We start from the raw sequence: 14,724 nt of genomic DNA, 5'->3' as shown, positions 1-14,724 counted from the left end.
TCTAGCATGGAACAAAGGAAGAACAAAATAACCTGGGTTAGGCGTCGCGCCACTTTGCCGGGAGCGCAATATCGACGACCAGCCCGGTGGGTTCCCAGCGCCGTTCGATCGTGCCGCCCAGATTGTTGCGCACACTGCGCTCGATCAGCAGGGTGCCGAAGCTGGTGCGGGTCGGTTCGACGACCTCCGCGATACCGCCCGTCTCCGCCCAGTGGAGGCGGAACAGCCGTGGTTCGGCGCCTTCCTTGTCCTGCGTCCAACTCACCTCGACGCGCCCGTCGTCGCCGGTCAGCGCCCCATGCTTGACCGCGTTGGTCGCGAGCTCGTTGAACAGCAGCGCCATCGCGACAAGGGCATTTTCGGGCAGCAGCAGGTCGGGGCCGGTCCAGCGGATGCGCGGAAAGGCCGCTTCGACCTCGCGCATCAGCGCGTGCATCGACCCGGTCATGAAATTCGCACCGAGCAGCACATTCTGCGCCCGGTTGAGCGCGTCGAGGCGGCTGCTGATCCGTTCGACATAATCGTCGACGTCGGTCGCCGAATGGCGGGTGAGCGAGATGATCGCGCTGACCGTCGCAAAGAGATTGCGCATCCGGTGGTGCAGTTCGCGCATCAGCAGATTGGCATTTTCCTGCCGGCTCTTCTGTTCGGTGATGTCGATGCTCACCCCGGTGAGCAGCGCCTCGTCCGCGCGGACGTCCCAATCGCCGCGGACGCCGACCCAGCGCACGCCGCGCTCGGGATGGACGATGCGATATTCGGTTGCATAGGGGGTGCCGCTCGCGACCGATTCTTCCAGAATGGCGCGCACCTGCTCGCGGTCGTCGGCGTGCAACCGCTCGAAGAAGCCGTCGATCGTCGTCAGCGCCTCGCGATAGTCGCCGCCCCAGAGTTCGGCCACCGCGCCGCGCCAGCGGATCCTGCCGTCGCGGGCATCATATTGCCAGGTCGCGATGCCCGAAAAGTCGAGCGCGCGTTCGAGCATGTGCCGGGCGTCGTCGCGCTCGGCCGCGGTGCGGCGCAGGTCGGCTTCGGCCATGACGATCGCAGCGAAATCCTCGAGGCGGGTCAGGTCCGTCGGCCCCAGCATCGCGCGTTCCTTGCGGTCGATGACGCACAGGGTTCCGAGCACCGCGCCATTATAGGCGCGCAGCGGCACGCCGGCATAGAAGCGGATGAACGGGTCGCCGGTGACCAGCGGATTGTCGCGAAACCGCGCATCGCCGAGCACGTCCGTGACGATCAGCGGCTGTTCGTCGGCGACGACATATTGGCAAAAACTGATATCGCGCGACGTTTCGGCGACGTCGAGGCCATAGGCCGACTTGAACCACTGACGGCAGTCGTCAACGAGCGAGACGAGAGCGATCGGGGCATCGAAAAGGTCGGCGACGAGCTTGGTCACCCGGTCGAAGGCCTGCTCGGGCGGGGTATCCATCAGGCGATATTCGCGCAGGGTATCGAGCCTCAGCCGTTCACGCTGCGTCGCATCGCCCTCCCCTGCATCTGCCAAGACTTGCCCCTCTGCGCCGGTTGGCGGCTTTTCGCCAATTTGTCCCCCGGGGCGCTCTGCCATGAATCTGGTCCCTAAAAAAGCCTGAAGGCCAAAAACGCAGGAAAGTCGCACCTTTCCATCTGCTTACGGCATTGCTTTATCGCGTCCCGGCTGACTCTACGCATCGCGGACCGACTGGTTGCAGCAAAAAACGGGAACCGCTTCCCCCGCGCCGCGTATGCATGGTTCAAGAGGGAGCATGACGATCATGACATTGGGCGAAGAAATCCGCGGACACCTGCCGTTCCTGCGCCGCTATGCGCGCGCACTGACCGGCAGCCAGCAGCATGGCGACAATTTCGTCCACACGACGCTGGAGGTGATCGTCGCCGCGCCCGACGAATTCAGCGCCGGCAACGGCACGCGGATCGATCTCTACCGCAACTTCCACCGCATCTGGGAAAGCGCCTATATTGACGACGGCGAAGGCGACGATGAAGAGGATATGCTCGTCCGCAACGCCAACCGCCGCCTCGCGGCGATCACCCCGCTCGGCCGCCAGATGCTCCTCCTCACCGCGCTCGAAGGCTTCTCGGTCGAGGAAACGGCGATCATTACCGGCGCCGACAACGACACGGTCGAAACGTTGCTCGCCGATGCGGTGGGCGAGATCGACCGCGAATCGCGTACGTCGGTGCTGATCATCGAGGACGAACCGCTGATCGCGATGGAACTCGAATCGATCGTCCGCGGGCTTGGTCACGACGTCGCGGGCATCGCGACCACGCATGAGGATGCCGTCGCGGCATTCGAGGCGACCGATGCCGGGCTCGTCCTCGCCGACATCCAGCTCGCCGACGGATCGTCGGGGATCGACGCGGTACAGGATATATTGGCACGCGCGCCGGTGCCGGCGATCTTCATCACCGCCTTTCCCGAGCGCCTGCTCACCGGCCACCGCGTCGAGCCGACCTTCCTGATCTCGAAGCCGTTCCGCGAAAATACCGTCCGCGCGGCGATCAGCCAGAGCCTGCTGTTCACCCCGCAGCTCGCGGCCTGATCGGGCTTCGGACGGTATCAGCCTGCTCCGAAGTCAAGTCGGCTTCGGGGTGGGGAGCGGACGTAGCTCCACCCATTTTCGTCACCCCGGACTTGATCCGGGATCCACTTTGGCGCCGAAGTCATGGACCCCGGATCAAGTCCGGGGTGACGATAAGAGAGAAGTCGGTTAACGGCCGCCAATCGCCATTCCAGCTAAAGAAACTCAGTCGCCGGCCGGGCCGTTCGCGGTCAGGTGGTCGACGTCGTCCATGATCGCGCGAAAGACGTCGCTTGACGGCAGCACGTCGCCGCTGCGCAGCGGCATCGTGCCGCTTTCGAGGATGGCGTGCAGCGCGGTGCGCGCCCGCGACACCCGGCTTTTCATCGTCCCTACCGCGCAGCCGCAAATCTCGGCGCCTTCTTCATAGCTGAGACCGCCGGCGCCGATCAGCACCAGCGCCTCGCGCTGGTCGACGGGCAGCATCAGCAGCGCGCGCTGGACATCGGCGAGATGCAGGCTGTCGTCCTGGTCGTCGGGCGCGACCAGCATCCGTTCGGCCGCCATTTCGTCATAATCGGCGGTGAATTTCTTGCGCCGCATCTGCGACAGGAAACAGTTGCGCAAAATGACGAAGGCCCAGCTTTTCATGCTCGCAGGCCCGGGAATATATTGCGCGCGCGCTTTCCAGGCCTTCAGCATCGTTTCCTGCACCAGATCGTCCGCCAGATCGGCGTTGCCGGTCAAGCTGCGGCCGAACGCACGCAAATGCGGCAGCATCGCCGCCAGCTCGCGCTTGAAGCTGTCGTCATCCAGCGGCTGAGGCGTTATATCGTTGATAATTTTGCCTTTGTTCGATCTGTTTCGAGGAAATGCCTGTCCGGCTTAGCGCCTCGCGCCATCGATGCAACCGGAACCGCCGTCGCCATCGCCGCCGCGCCGCCCAAGCGCCATGAAATTGCTCATCATCCGTTCGTCCTGCGGATCGAGCCCCGCACCAGCGGCGAGCCGGTGCAACGCGTCGTCATGACCATGAAAATCCCCGCTGTAGAGCATCGACCACTCGGCGAAGTCGCGACCGTCGACGGGACGCCGGCGGATCTCGACCATCCCGCTGTGGCGCGCGTCGCCGCGAATCGCCCCGAGGCATGCCTCGACCTTGTCGGCGGGCCCTTCCAGAAGCTGCATGAAATTATGGCCGTTATAGATCAGCGCGCCCGTTAGCCCGTCGCGCGCATTGTTGCGCTGGGCGTCTCCGACAAGTGCGGCAATATCCTCTGTGCCGATCAGCGGATCGGCAACGCTGACATAGATGACCGAAAGCAAGCGACGATCCCCTATCCTGCCCCGCGGCAGGAAAAATTGGCGACCCCTCGCCGCAGGCCTGATCGCCTGCTTCGCCCTGAATTAGGCAAACTGTTGTTTCTTGGCAACGCTTTCGTCGCAAAAAGAAAAAGTCGCGGGAACCCGACGCCCTTTCTGTCGTTGCTTCGGCATGGCTACGCACGGCAACAACAGGATCAACGGCAAGGGGCCCCCGCGCCCCGGCCCCGATGCGCCTCAGCGGGCGCAGGGCAGCTTCCCCGGCACGGGCAGCGACCAGTGGCACCGCACGCTGACCGGACGGCAGGCGCCCGAACCGGTGAGTGCCAAGCTGCGCATGATCTACGGCAACATCGTCGCCGAGCAATTGCCCGACAATATGCTCGACCTTCTTTCGCAGCTCGATCAGAAAAGCCCGAAACAATAATGGCTCTTCCCCAAGCCGCGCCGCAGTCGCGGGATGAAACGGACACGCCCTCCGATCCGCTCTCCGATCAGGAGTTCAAGACATTGCTCGCGGCCGTCATCCCGCATCTGCGCGCCTATGGCCGCAGCCTGTCGGGCAATCCGGATCTCGCCGACGATCTGACGCAGGATACGATGGTCAAGGCGTGGGCGTCGCGCGACCGGTTCGAGCGCGGTACCTCGATCAAGGCATGGACCTTCGTCATCCTGCGCAACACCTTCCTGTCGCAGATGCGCCGCAACAAATTTCGCGGCGAATATGACGAAGGCGTCGTCGAACGGACGCTATCGACCCCGGCGGTGCAGGAGGATTCGGGCGAAATGGCCGACCTCCAGCGCGGGTTGATGGAATTGCCGCAGGACCAGCGCGAGGCGCTGATCCTCGTCGGCGCGGGCGGAATGTCCTATGAGGAAGCCGCGAATATCTGTGACTGCGCGCTCGGCACGATGAAAAGCCGCGTCTCGCGCGCCCGTGCCGCGCTCGAGGAGATCATGGCCGGCGGCCAGTTTTCACGCAAGCGTGCCGACGCCGCACCGGCGAGCGAGGCAATGGCGGCGATCATGGACAGCGTCGAAACCATTACCGCGCGACGCGAAGCCGAAAACCGCTGAACAGTCGGGACGGGCTATTCGCCGAACAGGCTTTCGACCGGATTGATGTCGGAGAAAGGCTTGTCGACATCCTGCCCCATCAGCCATAATTTGTGGCACGCGATGGTGAAGAACATCACCGCGATCGTCCAGACGATGATCGTCTTGATCACCTCCCAGCGCTTCGCTTCATAGGCCGCGCGGGCGCGTGCCTTGTGGTCGATGCCCAGCTCGCCCTCGAACTCGGCAATAAGCTGCGCGCGGCGGGTACGCGAAATGTTCGCGAGACTCGCGGCATGCTCATCACTCGTCGAACGGCGAGTCGCCATTGCAGACACCCTTGGCCCAGCTAATCGGATAGCAGAGATAGGGCGCACCCCCTGATAAAGGGTTAACCTTCGGCAATTCCGATCAGCTTCAGCCGCGCTTTTCCACCGCGGAGCAGCGTCAAATCGCGGGGCGGCCTGTCCAGCGCCGCAGCCAGCACGCGGAGTACCGCAGCATTGGCAGCGCCATCGGCGGGCGGCGCGGTGACGCGCATCTGCACCACGCCATCGACGATCGCGACCGCATCACGGTTCGCGCCGGGAGTCACCCGCACCTCGATCCGGCCCTGCTCCGCCAGAGCGGCCAAAGCGGCGGTCAGCGCGGGGTCGGGACGATATTTCAGATGGTGACGACCAGCTTGCCGACCGCGCTGCGGTCGCCCAGCTTGGCGATCGCCTTGCCGCCGTCGGCCAGCGCGAAGCTTTCGGTGACCCGCGGCTTGATCTTGCCCTGTTCCCAAAGCTGGAACAGCCGCGCGATATTGGCGCGGTTGCGCTCCGGTTCGCGCGCAACGAAGGCGCCCCAGAACACGCCCGCGACGTCGCAGCTCTTGAGCAGCGTCAGGTTGAGCGGCAGGCGCGGGATGCCGGCCGGGAAACCGACGACCAGATAACGCCCTTCCCACGCGATCGAACGCAGCGCCGGCTCGGCATAGTCGCCGCCGACCGCGTCGTAGATGACGTTGGCGCCATCGCCGCCGACCGCCGCCTTGAACTTGTTCGCCAGTTCCTTCGACTGGTCCTTGTCGAACGGCTGGCGCCCATAGACGACAACCTCGTCGGCACCCGCCTGGCGCGCGATTTCGGCCTTTTCCTCGCTCGACACGCCCGCGACGACGCGCGCGCCGAACGCCTTGCCCAGCTCGACCGCCGCAATGCCGACACCGCCCGATGCACCGAGCACGAGCAGCGTGTCGCCCTCTTCGATGTGGCCGCGATCGACCAGCGCATGGATGCTGGTGCCATAGGTCATCAGCAGCGAAGCGCCTTCGGCGAAATCATGGCCTTCGGGCAGGTGATAGACATTGTGGACGCCGACCGCGATCGCCTCCGACATGCCGCCGTTGCCGCAGCCCGCGATCACGCGGTCGCCGACCTTGAACTCGGTCACACCCTCGCCGACCTCGGCGACCAGCCCCGCGACTTCGCCGCCGGGCGCAAAGGGGCGTTCGGGGCGGAACTGATATTTGTCCTCGATGATCAGCACGTCGGGGAAGTTGACGGCGCAGGCCTTCACATCGATCACGATCTGGCCCTTGCCCGCGGTCGGACGCGGCAGTTCGCCCAGCGTCAGCGTTTCGGGACCACCGGTTGCGGTCGACAAGAGAGCCTTCATCATCTTCTCCTCTTCTGCGTTGTTGCGGTACCGGCCCGCTCCCCCTCCCGGCCTCCCCAACGATAATAGCCTATGGGAGGCCGGAAGGGGGAGCGGGCCGGTACCGTTAATTCATGCGGCTGCTTGCGGCCGCAGCCACGGGCGGTCGGCGTCGAGTTGCTGCTCATAGGCAGCGATCGCTGCATCGCTCTTTTCGGTCAGCGAAATCTCGTCGAGCCCTTCGAGCAGGCACATCTTGCGGAAGGGGTCGATCTCGAACGCGAAGCGGTCCTGAAACGGCGTCGTCACCGTCTGGGTATCGAGGTCGACATGGATCGGATCGGTCGCCGCAACCTCCATCAGCCGGTCGATGGCCGCCTGCGGCAGCACCACGGGCAATATGCCGTTCTTCACCGCATTACCCGAGAAAATGTCCGAATAGCTGGGCGCGATGACGACCCGGATGCCCAGGTCGCCGATCGCCCACGCGGCATGCTCGCGGCTCGATCCGCAACCGAAATTATCGCCCGCGATCAGGATCGGCGCGCCCTTGTACTCGGCGCTGTCGAACAGATTGTCGGGATCGGCGCGCAGGCTCTCGAACGCCCCGCGCCCCATGCCCTCGCGGCTCGTCGTCTTCAGCCAGTGCGCGGGAATGATGACGTCGGTGTCGACATTCTTGAGCCCCAGCGGGATCGCGCGGCCTTCGACTTTCTCGATCGGCGTCATGCCATCAACTCCCGCACATCGGTCAGCTTCCCGGTCACCGCCGCCGCCGCCGCCATCGCCGGGCTGACGAGATGGGTGCGGCTGCCCGGGCCCTGACGGCCGACGAAGTTGCGGTTGCTGGTGCTCGCACAGCGCTCGCCCGCGGGCACCTTGTCGGGGTTCATCGCGAGGCAGGCCGAACAGCCGGGCTCGCGCCATTCGAGCCCCGCTTCGGTAAAGATACGGTCGAGCCCCTCGGCCTCGGCCTGCGCCTTGACGAGGCCCGAACCGGGAACGACGATCGCCCACCGGACATTGTCGGCCTTGTGGCGCCCCTTGATCACCGCGGCGGCGGCGCGCAGATCCTCGATGCGGCTGTTGGTACAGCTCCCGATGAAGATATTCTCGACCGGCACGTCCTGCATCCGGGTACCGGGTTCGAGCCCCATATAGGCGAGCGACTTGGCGGCGGCCGTCTGCTTCGACGGATCGGCGAAGCTCGCGGGGTCGGGAACAACGCCGGTGATCGGCACGACGTCCTCGGGGCTGGTGCCCCAGGTGACGCTCGGCGCGATCTCGGCGGCGTCGATGACGACGACCTTGTCATAAGTCGCGCCCGGATCGGTCGCGAGGCTTTTCCACCAGGCCACTGCGGCGTCCCAGTCGGCGCCCTTCGGCGCATAGGGGCGGCCCTTCAGATATTCGAACGTCGTCTCGTCGGGCGCGATCAGGCCTGCACGCGCACCGCCCTCGATCGCCATGTTGCTGACGGTCAGGCGGCCTTCGATCGACAGGGCGCGGATCGCGCTGCCGGTATATTCGATGACATGGCCGGTGCCGCCCGCGGCGCCGATGACCCCGGTGATGTGGAGGATGATGTCCTTCGCCGACACGCCGGGACCGACCGCGCCCTCGACGCGCACTTCCATCGTTTTCGACGGCTGGAGCAACAGCGTCTGCGTCGCCAGCACATGCTCGACCTCGCTCGTCCCGATGCCGAAGGCGAGCGCGCCGATGCCGCCGTGGCAGGCGGTGTGGCTGTCGCCGCAGACGATCGTCGTGCCGGGCAGCGAAAAGCCCTGCTCGGGGCCGACAACGTGAACGATGCCCTGCTCGGGCGCGACCGCGTCGATATAGCGGATGCCGAACTCGGGCGCATTTTTCTCGAGCGCGGCGAGCTGCGCAGCGCTCTCGGGATCGGCGATCGGCAGGCGGTTGCCCGCCGCGTCGAGTCGCGCCGTCGTCTGCACATTATGATCGGGCACCGCGAGCGTCAGGTCGGGGCGGCGCACGGTGCGGCCGCTGGCGCGAAGGCCGGCGAACGCCTGCGGACTGGTGACTTCATGGACGAGGTGGCGGTCGATGAAGATCAGGGCGGTACCATCGGGGCGCTGTTCGACGACATGCGCGTCCCAGATTTTCTCATAAAGGGTGCGGGGCCGGGTCATGCGGTGCACTTACGCCTGTGCGATAACAATGCAAGCGAGTGGCGGTCAAAAACGCAATTTCCGGTCGCGCCTTTCCCTCTACCTCGTCACCCCGGACTTGATCCGGGGTCCACAGCATCGGCCGCAGGGATGGATCCCGGATCAAGTCCGGGATGACGAATGAGGAAAGGTGGCCTCGTGTAAGCAACGAGCCTATAATCCTCCCGTGTCACCGCTCGCCATCCTTGCGCTCATCCTTGCCACCGTCGTGGCGATGGAAGGCATCGCCTGGGCGAGCCACAAATATATCATGCACGGGTTCGGCTGGGCATGGCATCGCGACCATCACGAACCGCATGACAAGGTGCTGGAAAAGAACGACCTGTTCGCCATCGTCGGCGCCGCGATGAGCATTTCGATGTTCGCCATCGGCAGCCCGATGATCATGGGCGCGTCGGCGTGGGAGCCGGGAACGTGGATCGGCCTCGGTATCCTTCTCTACGGCATCATCTACACGCTGGTGCACGACGGGCTCGTCCACCAGCGCTATTTCCGCTGGGTGCCGCGGCGCGGCTATGCCAAGCGGCTGGTGCAGGCGCACAAGCTCCACCATGCGACGATCGGCAAGGAAGGCGGGGTCAGCTTCGGATTCGTCTTTGCGCGCGATCCGGCGAAGCTGAAGGCCGAACTCAAGGCGCAGCGCGAGGCCGGGATCGCGGTGGTGCGCGAGGCGCTCGCCGACTAACGTCGCCCCCGCCTTCGCGAGGGCGACGCCTCCTCAAGCCGTCCGGTAATCCGCCGTAATCGCCCCGGCTGCCGCCAGTTCGGCCTCATGGCTTTCCTCGCGCCAGCTTTCGGCAAGTGCCTGCTGCTCCCAGTCGAGCATCGCCGGATGCGCCAGCATATGGTCGACCCACGCCTGCCCGGCCCCGGCTTCGAGACCATAGGTGCGGATGCGAAAGGCGACCGGGGCGAAGAAAGCATCGACGGCAGTAAAGCTGGCGCCGGCCAGATAGGGCCCGCCGAACCGCGACAGCCCCTCGGCGAACAGTTCGCGGATACGCGCGACATCGAGGCGGAGCGCCCCCGACGGCGGCTTCGGCGTCACCCGGACGCCGACATTCATCGTGCAATCGCTGCGCAGCGCCGTAAAGCCGCTGTGCATTTCGGCGACTGCGCATTGCGCCCAGGCGCGCGCATCGGGATCGGCCGGCCACACACCCTCGTGCCGGTCGGCAAGGTAAAGCGTGATCCCGAGCGAATCATACACCGTCCGCCCTTCGTCGAGCAGCGCCGGCACCTGCCCGGTCGGCGAGAAGCTGCGGAATTCGTCATAGTTGATCGGGTTGGTGAAGGGCTCGATCTGGTCCTCGAACGCGATGCCGAGGCCCTTCATCAGCATCCACGGACGCAGCGACCAGCTCGAATAATTGCGATTGGCGGTGATCAGCACATACATGCTTCGCGCTCCTGTGCGACGATGGGGGACGTGTAATCGGGGTCGTGCGCAAAGGGCAGCGGGCCGCCTTCGCGCAGCGCGGCGAGCAGGCTGCCGAAATCGCTCTCCGCCCGCCAGCCGAAGCGGCGCTCGGCACGCGACGGGTCGTAGACGCGCTCGATCGTCGCGGGCAGCACCCACCCCTTCGCGGCGTAGAGCTCCGCCGCGTCGGGATAATGCCGCGCGATCACCGCGCGCGCATCGCGCGCCAGCTCTTCGGCTTCCTCGCGCCCGAACGGCGGCGGCGCGGAAAGGACGAAAGTGTCGCAGCCGATCGCAGGCGCCGCCTCGAGCGCGGCGAGATGTGCCGCGGCGGCATCCTCGACCGTCAGGCGCCGGTTCAGCAGTTCGTTCGCTTTCAGATTCTCGCCGCTCGGGCTGGCGTGCGTATCGTCATCCTCGGGGAAAAAGCGTCCGGTGCGCAGGATCGCGATGTTGATGCCATGTTCGCGGTGGACCAGCTTCAATGCCTGTTCGGCGGCGAGCTTGGTGATGCCATAGATGTTGCGCGGTTCTACGGGTGCGAAATCCTCGTCCATCCACCACGCCCCCGCCTCGCCCGCGCCTTCGCGGACATCGGCGCGCACCATCAGCGAGGTGGTCGAGGTGAAGAGGAAGCGGTCATTGCCCGCCGCGACCGCCGCTTCGATCAGGTTCAGCGTCCCCGTCACATTGACATCGACGAACGCCTGCCGCGGATAACGCACGATGTCGGGCTTGTGCAGCGCGCCGCCGTGGATGACGGCCTCGATGCCATGCTCGCCCATCGTCCGGTCGATCAGCGCGCGGTCGGCAACCGTGCCGACGACCTGCGTATGCGCGCCGGGAACGACATCGAGCCCGGTGACCGCATGGCCGCTATTGGCGAGCAGGGGCGCAAGATAACGCCCCAGCCAGCCAGACGAACCCGTCAGCAGCACGCGCATCGATGTTTCTCCTCTCGGCCCCCGGCGCGCCTGATACACGGGCCGCGGACAGGCGGGCAAGTGTGCTACCCTTTCGGCACTGCGACGATCGGGCCGGCGCGGACGGGTTCGCGTTTCGCCGGCGGCAATTCGCTGAGGTCGAGCCAGCGGGCATCGGGGCGCTTGTGATAGCTGTCCATCGCCGCGAACGGGATACGAAATGGGAAACCCCAATTGCTGTTCCACAGCGCGACGACACCCGTCCGCGTCGCCGGTTCGAAGATCATCGTCGCGCGATAGCCCGCGACCGCGCCCGAATGGCCTTCGAGCCGGTGGCCGCCATAGGTAAAGCTTCGCCAGCCGAGGCCATAGGCCGCATCCTTGTTCGCCTGACGCAGCGCGCCGCCATAGAGATGCGCGGTGCCGACGCGCGGGCGATGCGCGATCTGCAACACCGCCTCGGGCAGCACATCGGGGCGGCTGCCCATCATCGCCTGCATCCAGGTCGCGAAATCGACGATATCGCTTTCGACGCCGGCGGCCGCGGGAACGCGCCAATAGGCCTCCTTGAGCGGGCTGACCTGCGCGCCGTTGTGCGGCCTTGCCCAGTCCTTCGCACCGGTCAGCCGGTTCATCCCATATCCCGCGCTGACCATGCCGAGCGGCAGGAAGAAGCGATCCTCGACGCTATCGGCAAACGGTTTGCCCGCCGCCTTGGCCAATATCTCGCTTGCCGCATCGAAGGCGATATTCTGATAGGTGTGGCAGGTGCCCGGTTCGCACTGCAGCGGCGCCGCGGCAAGGCCCTGCCGCAGCAGCGCGGGGTCCTGCCCCTCCTCCAGCTTTTCGTCATAGGCGTTTTTGGTGAGGCCGGTGCGCTGGGCCAGCAGGTCGCCCACCGTAATCCGCTGCTCGGCGCCGCCGGGGAGGCGCAGCGAGCTGTGCCAGTCCGCGACCGGGCGGTCGAGATCGACGGCGCCGTCATGGGCCAGCGCAGCTGCCATGGCGCCGGTCGCGGTTTTCGAAACCGACGCCCAGCGGAAAAGCGTATGCGCGGTGACCGGCGCCCCGGTCGACCGGTCGGCGACGCCATAGGTGCGGACGAACCGCAATTCGCCATCCTCGACCACCGCCACCGCCAGCCCCGCCATCTCGGGGCGCTGCGCGAGCGCGGCAAGCTCGCGGTCGAACGCGACATAGTCGATCCGCCCGCGCCATTCGGCGGGCGTGTCGGGCAGGTTTTCGGCCGCCTTGAACGGGATCGCGACGCTGGCCAGCGTCCGGGTGCCGCCCAGCGCGTGAAAACCGAACCAGCCCGCGACTCCCAGTGCGACGACCGCGACGAGGCAGGCCAGAACCCGCGTCATCGACCTTTGTTTAGATGGCGACCTCATAATTGGCCGTCGTCTTAGCGGCGACATCCGCCGCCGTCACCCCCGGTGCGAGTTCGATCAGCTTGAAGGGGCTGTCATGATCGTCGCGCCGGAACACCGCGAGGTCGGTGATGATCATGTCGACGACATTCTTGCCGGTCAGCGGCAGCGTGCAGGCGGGGATGAATTTGGGGCTGCCGTCCTTCGCGTTGTGCTCCATCACGACGATGATCTTCTTGACCCCGGCGACGAGGTCCATCGCGCCGCCCATGCCCTTGATCATCTTGCCCGGGATCATCCAGTTGGCGATGTCGCCGTTTTCGGCAATCTCCATCGCGCCGAGCACAGTGAGGTCGATATGCCCGCCGCGAATCATCGCAAAGCTCTGTTCGGACCCGAAATAGGCCGACTGCGGCAGTTCGCTGATCGTCTGCTTGCCCGCGTTGATCAGGTCGGGGTCTTCCTCGCCCTCATAGGGAAAGCGGCCGATGCCGAGCATGCCGTTTTCCGACTGCAGCGTCACCGTCATCCCGGCCGGGATATGGTTCGCGACCAGTGTCGGGATGCCGATGCCGAGATTGACGTAATAGCCGTCCTGCAGTTCCTTCGCGGCGCGTGCCGCCATATCGTCGCGGGTCCAGGGCATTATCGGGGTTTCCATTCGCTATCGGTGGAGGAAATGTCGTCCCAGCCCAGCGTTTGCCAGGGGCCGTAGACGGGGTTGGGAAAAAGGAACCAACCCTTGTCCCAGAGTGCGGTCGCGGCGGGCCCCGTCGCAAGCGCCATGCGCTGCGCGGCGGGCAGGTCTTTGACGTTGAACTGCTGGCTGAAATCGCCGAGCTGGTCGCCGCCGAGGATGATCACGCAATATTTCGACGCGATCGTCGCACGGCGCGGGTCCTTGCTCGAACCCCCGGCGTCGTCGCCCATCAGGAACAGCGTTTCGCCATGCTTGAACTCGCCGAGCCCGGCGGCGCGGAGCGTATCCTCGCTGCCTTTGGCGTTACCGGCGCTGCGGTTGGTGTTGGCGATGACGGTGATCCCCGCGGCACGAAGCGCGTTCACCATCTCGACCGTCCCGGGCATCGCCTTCGCCTTGCCCGCGCCGGTCTTTTCCCACTGATCCCAGACCGCCAGGTCGAAGGCGCCGCCTTTCTCTGCAAACAGGCGCATCGGCGCGATATTCCAGATCAACGTTTCGTCGGCATCGAACACCGCGGCAAAGGGCTTGTCGCCGCACGGCTCGAAGCGCGGCGCGTCCATCGTCGCGCCCGGCGCAAGGACAACGCTGTCGCGCGGCCGCTCCTTGACCCGCCACGCACCATAGCCGGCGATCCGCGCATTGACCGCGCGCACTGCGATCGCGGCTTCGGCTGAGCCATAGAGATATTGCAGCGGCACCGGCGGCTTGCCCGCTTCGGCAGGCGCCGCGGCGGCGGGTGGCGGCGGCGTTGTCGCCACTTCGGCCGGCGCACTCGCGCAACCGGCCAGCAGCAGCCCGGCCGTCAGGGCAAGGCCGCGCATCACACGGTCTCGCGCGGGCGCGTCGTGCGGAACTCGATCTTCTTGTCGTAAGGGGCGCCGACGATCATCCGCTTCACATAGATGCCGGGCAGGTGGATGCTGTCGGGGTCGAGGCTGCCGACGGGGACGATTTCCTCGACCTCGGCGACGCAGATCTTCGCCGCGGTGGCCATCGGCTGGTTGAAGTTGCGCGCCGTCTTGCGGAAGATCAGGTTGCCGCTCTCGTCGGCCTTCCACCCCTTGACGATCGCAAGGTCGGCGAAGATTCCCCGTTCGAGGATATAGTCCTGCCCGTCGAAATTCTTCACTTCCTTGCCCTCGGCGACGAGCGTGCCGACGCCGGTCTTGGTATAGAAGCCGGGAATGCCCGCGCCGCCGGCGCGGCAGCGTTCGGCGAGCGTGCCCTGCGGGCAGAATTCGACCTCCAGCTCACCCGCCAGATATTGCCGCTCGAACTCCTTGTTCTCGCCGACATAGCTGCTGATCATCTTTTTGACCTGCTTCGTGCGGAGCAGCTTGCCTAGCCCTTCCCCATCGATCCCGGCGTTGTTGCTGGCGATCGTCAGCTCTTTCGTGCCCGCATCGCGGATCGCGTCGATCAGCCGTTCGGGAATGCCGCACAGGCCGAACCCGCCGGCGCAGATATGCATGCCGTCAAAGAGCAGTCCTTCGAGTGCGGCGGCTGCGTCGGCGTATCGCTTGTTACCCATGAACACACTCCTCACTGCTGGCGGC

At 65.6% G+C, this 14,724-nt stretch carries 18 protein-coding genes; 4 read left to right on the top strand and 14 right to left on the bottom strand.

Going from position 1 to position 14,724, the window contains the following annotated elements:
* Positions 1–37: 37 nt before the first annotated feature.
* A complete protein-coding gene (locus LH19_RS29715; RefSeq protein ID WP_269465199.1) occupies positions 38–1,513 on the bottom strand; it encodes a sensor histidine kinase in 1,476 nt (491 codons plus the stop codon).
* Positions 1,514–1,763: 250 nt separating this feature from the next.
* On the opposite strand from LH19_RS29715, the gene LH19_RS01985 reads away from it, so the two are divergent.
* Positions 1,764–2,555 (top strand): response regulator, encoded by a 792-nt coding sequence (locus LH19_RS01985; RefSeq protein WP_054590346.1) that lies wholly within the window; start codon positions 1,764–1,766, stop codon positions 2,553–2,555.
* A gap of 204 nt (positions 2,556–2,759) precedes the next feature.
* On the opposite strand, the gene LH19_RS01980 is transcribed toward LH19_RS01985, so the two are convergent.
* Positions 2,760–3,314 carry a sigma-70 family RNA polymerase sigma factor gene (locus tag LH19_RS01980; RefSeq protein WP_082395379.1) on the bottom strand — a complete coding sequence of 185 codons (555 nt, stop codon included), beginning with the start codon at positions 3,312–3,314 and terminating at the stop codon, positions 2,760–2,762.
* 105 nt (positions 3,315–3,419) lie between these two features.
* Positions 3,420–3,860 (bottom strand): BLUF domain-containing protein, encoded by a 441-nt coding sequence (locus LH19_RS01975; RefSeq protein ID WP_054724462.1) that lies wholly within the window; start codon positions 3,858–3,860, stop codon positions 3,420–3,422.
* 169 nt (positions 3,861–4,029) lie between these two features.
* Here LH19_RS01975 and LH19_RS01970 point away from each other — a divergent pair, with 169 nt between their 5' ends.
* Positions 4,030–4,284 carry a NepR family anti-sigma factor gene (locus tag LH19_RS01970; RefSeq protein WP_054724460.1) on the top strand — a complete coding sequence of 85 codons (255 nt, stop codon included), beginning with the start codon at positions 4,030–4,032 and terminating at the stop codon, positions 4,282–4,284.
* A complete protein-coding gene (locus tag LH19_RS01965) occupies positions 4,284–4,934 on the top strand; it encodes a sigma-70 family RNA polymerase sigma factor (RefSeq protein WP_054724456.1) in 651 nt (216 codons plus the stop codon). The genes LH19_RS01970 and LH19_RS01965 overlap by 1 nt, the downstream gene beginning before the upstream one ends.
* A gap of 14 nt (positions 4,935–4,948) precedes the next feature.
* Here LH19_RS01965 and LH19_RS01960 read toward each other — a convergent pair whose 3' ends face one another.
* From LH19_RS01960 to leuC, 5 genes are all read right to left on the bottom strand, one after another.
* Positions 4,949–5,242, bottom strand: coding sequence for a hypothetical protein (locus LH19_RS01960; RefSeq protein WP_054724453.1), 294 nt, complete (start codon positions 5,240–5,242; stop codon positions 4,949–4,951).
* 62 nt (positions 5,243–5,304) lie between these two features.
* Complete coding sequence (locus LH19_RS01955) at positions 5,305–5,547, bottom strand: DUF167 domain-containing protein (RefSeq protein WP_234716058.1); 243 nt, start codon at positions 5,545–5,547, stop codon at positions 5,305–5,307.
* 32 nt (positions 5,548–5,579) lie between these two features.
* Positions 5,580–6,575, bottom strand: a complete 996-nt coding sequence (locus tag LH19_RS01950) for an NADPH:quinone oxidoreductase family protein (protein ID WP_054724451.1) — start codon at positions 6,573–6,575, stop codon at positions 5,580–5,582.
* Positions 6,576–6,686: 111 nt separating this feature from the next.
* Complete coding sequence (gene leuD / locus LH19_RS01945; protein ID WP_054724449.1) at positions 6,687–7,283, bottom strand: 3-isopropylmalate dehydratase small subunit; 597 nt, start codon at positions 7,281–7,283, stop codon at positions 6,687–6,689.
* Positions 7,280–8,710 (bottom strand): 3-isopropylmalate dehydratase large subunit, encoded by a 1,431-nt coding sequence (leuC, locus tag LH19_RS01940; protein WP_054724447.1) that lies wholly within the window; start codon positions 8,708–8,710, stop codon positions 7,280–7,282. Before leuC ends, leuD begins: the two co-directional genes overlap by 4 nt.
* A 205-nt stretch (positions 8,711–8,915) precedes the next feature.
* On the opposite strand from leuC, the gene LH19_RS01935 reads away from it, so the two are divergent.
* Positions 8,916–9,434, top strand: coding sequence for a sterol desaturase family protein (locus tag LH19_RS01935; RefSeq protein ID WP_201258406.1), 519 nt, complete (start codon positions 8,916–8,918; stop codon positions 9,432–9,434).
* Between the two features lie 33 nt (positions 9,435–9,467).
* Here the strand turns inward: LH19_RS01935 and LH19_RS01930 are convergent, their stop codons facing one another.
* The 6 genes from LH19_RS01930 to LH19_RS01905 all read right to left on the bottom strand — a co-directional run bounded on the left by LH19_RS01930 (position 9,468) and on the right by LH19_RS01905 (position 14,699).
* Positions 9,468–10,148, bottom strand: a complete 681-nt coding sequence (locus tag LH19_RS01930) for a glutathione S-transferase family protein (protein WP_054724445.1) — start codon at positions 10,146–10,148, stop codon at positions 9,468–9,470.
* Positions 10,136–11,113 (bottom strand): NAD-dependent epimerase/dehydratase family protein, encoded by a 978-nt coding sequence (locus LH19_RS01925; RefSeq protein ID WP_054724443.1) that lies wholly within the window; start codon positions 11,111–11,113, stop codon positions 10,136–10,138. Before LH19_RS01925 ends, LH19_RS01930 begins: the two co-directional genes overlap by 13 nt.
* Before the next feature lie 65 nt (positions 11,114–11,178).
* Entirely contained in the window at positions 11,179–12,459 is a 1,281-nt protein-coding gene (locus LH19_RS01920) for a serine hydrolase domain-containing protein (RefSeq protein WP_054724441.1), read from the bottom strand.
* 10 nt (positions 12,460–12,469) lie between these two features.
* The gene (locus LH19_RS01915) at positions 12,470–13,111 is read right to left on the bottom strand and encodes a CoA transferase subunit B (RefSeq protein WP_054724439.1); all 642 of its coding nucleotides are present in this window, start codon (positions 13,109–13,111) and stop codon (positions 12,470–12,472) included.
* Positions 13,111–13,989, bottom strand: a complete 879-nt coding sequence (locus LH19_RS01910) for an HAD family acid phosphatase (RefSeq protein ID WP_054724436.1) — start codon at positions 13,987–13,989, stop codon at positions 13,111–13,113. Before LH19_RS01910 ends, LH19_RS01915 begins: the two co-directional genes overlap by 1 nt.
* Positions 13,989–14,699 carry a CoA transferase subunit A gene (locus tag LH19_RS01905; RefSeq protein ID WP_054724435.1) on the bottom strand — a complete coding sequence of 237 codons (711 nt, stop codon included), beginning with the start codon at positions 14,697–14,699 and terminating at the stop codon, positions 13,989–13,991. Before LH19_RS01905 ends, LH19_RS01910 begins: the two co-directional genes overlap by 1 nt.
* Between the last annotated feature and the right edge of the window lie 25 nt (positions 14,700–14,724).

This window comes from Sphingopyxis macrogoltabida (assembly GCF_001314325.1).
Lineage (GTDB): Bacteria > Pseudomonadota > Alphaproteobacteria > Sphingomonadales > Sphingomonadaceae > Sphingopyxis > Sphingopyxis macrogoltabida.
This window is presented reverse-complemented; position numbering and strand designations above follow the sequence as displayed.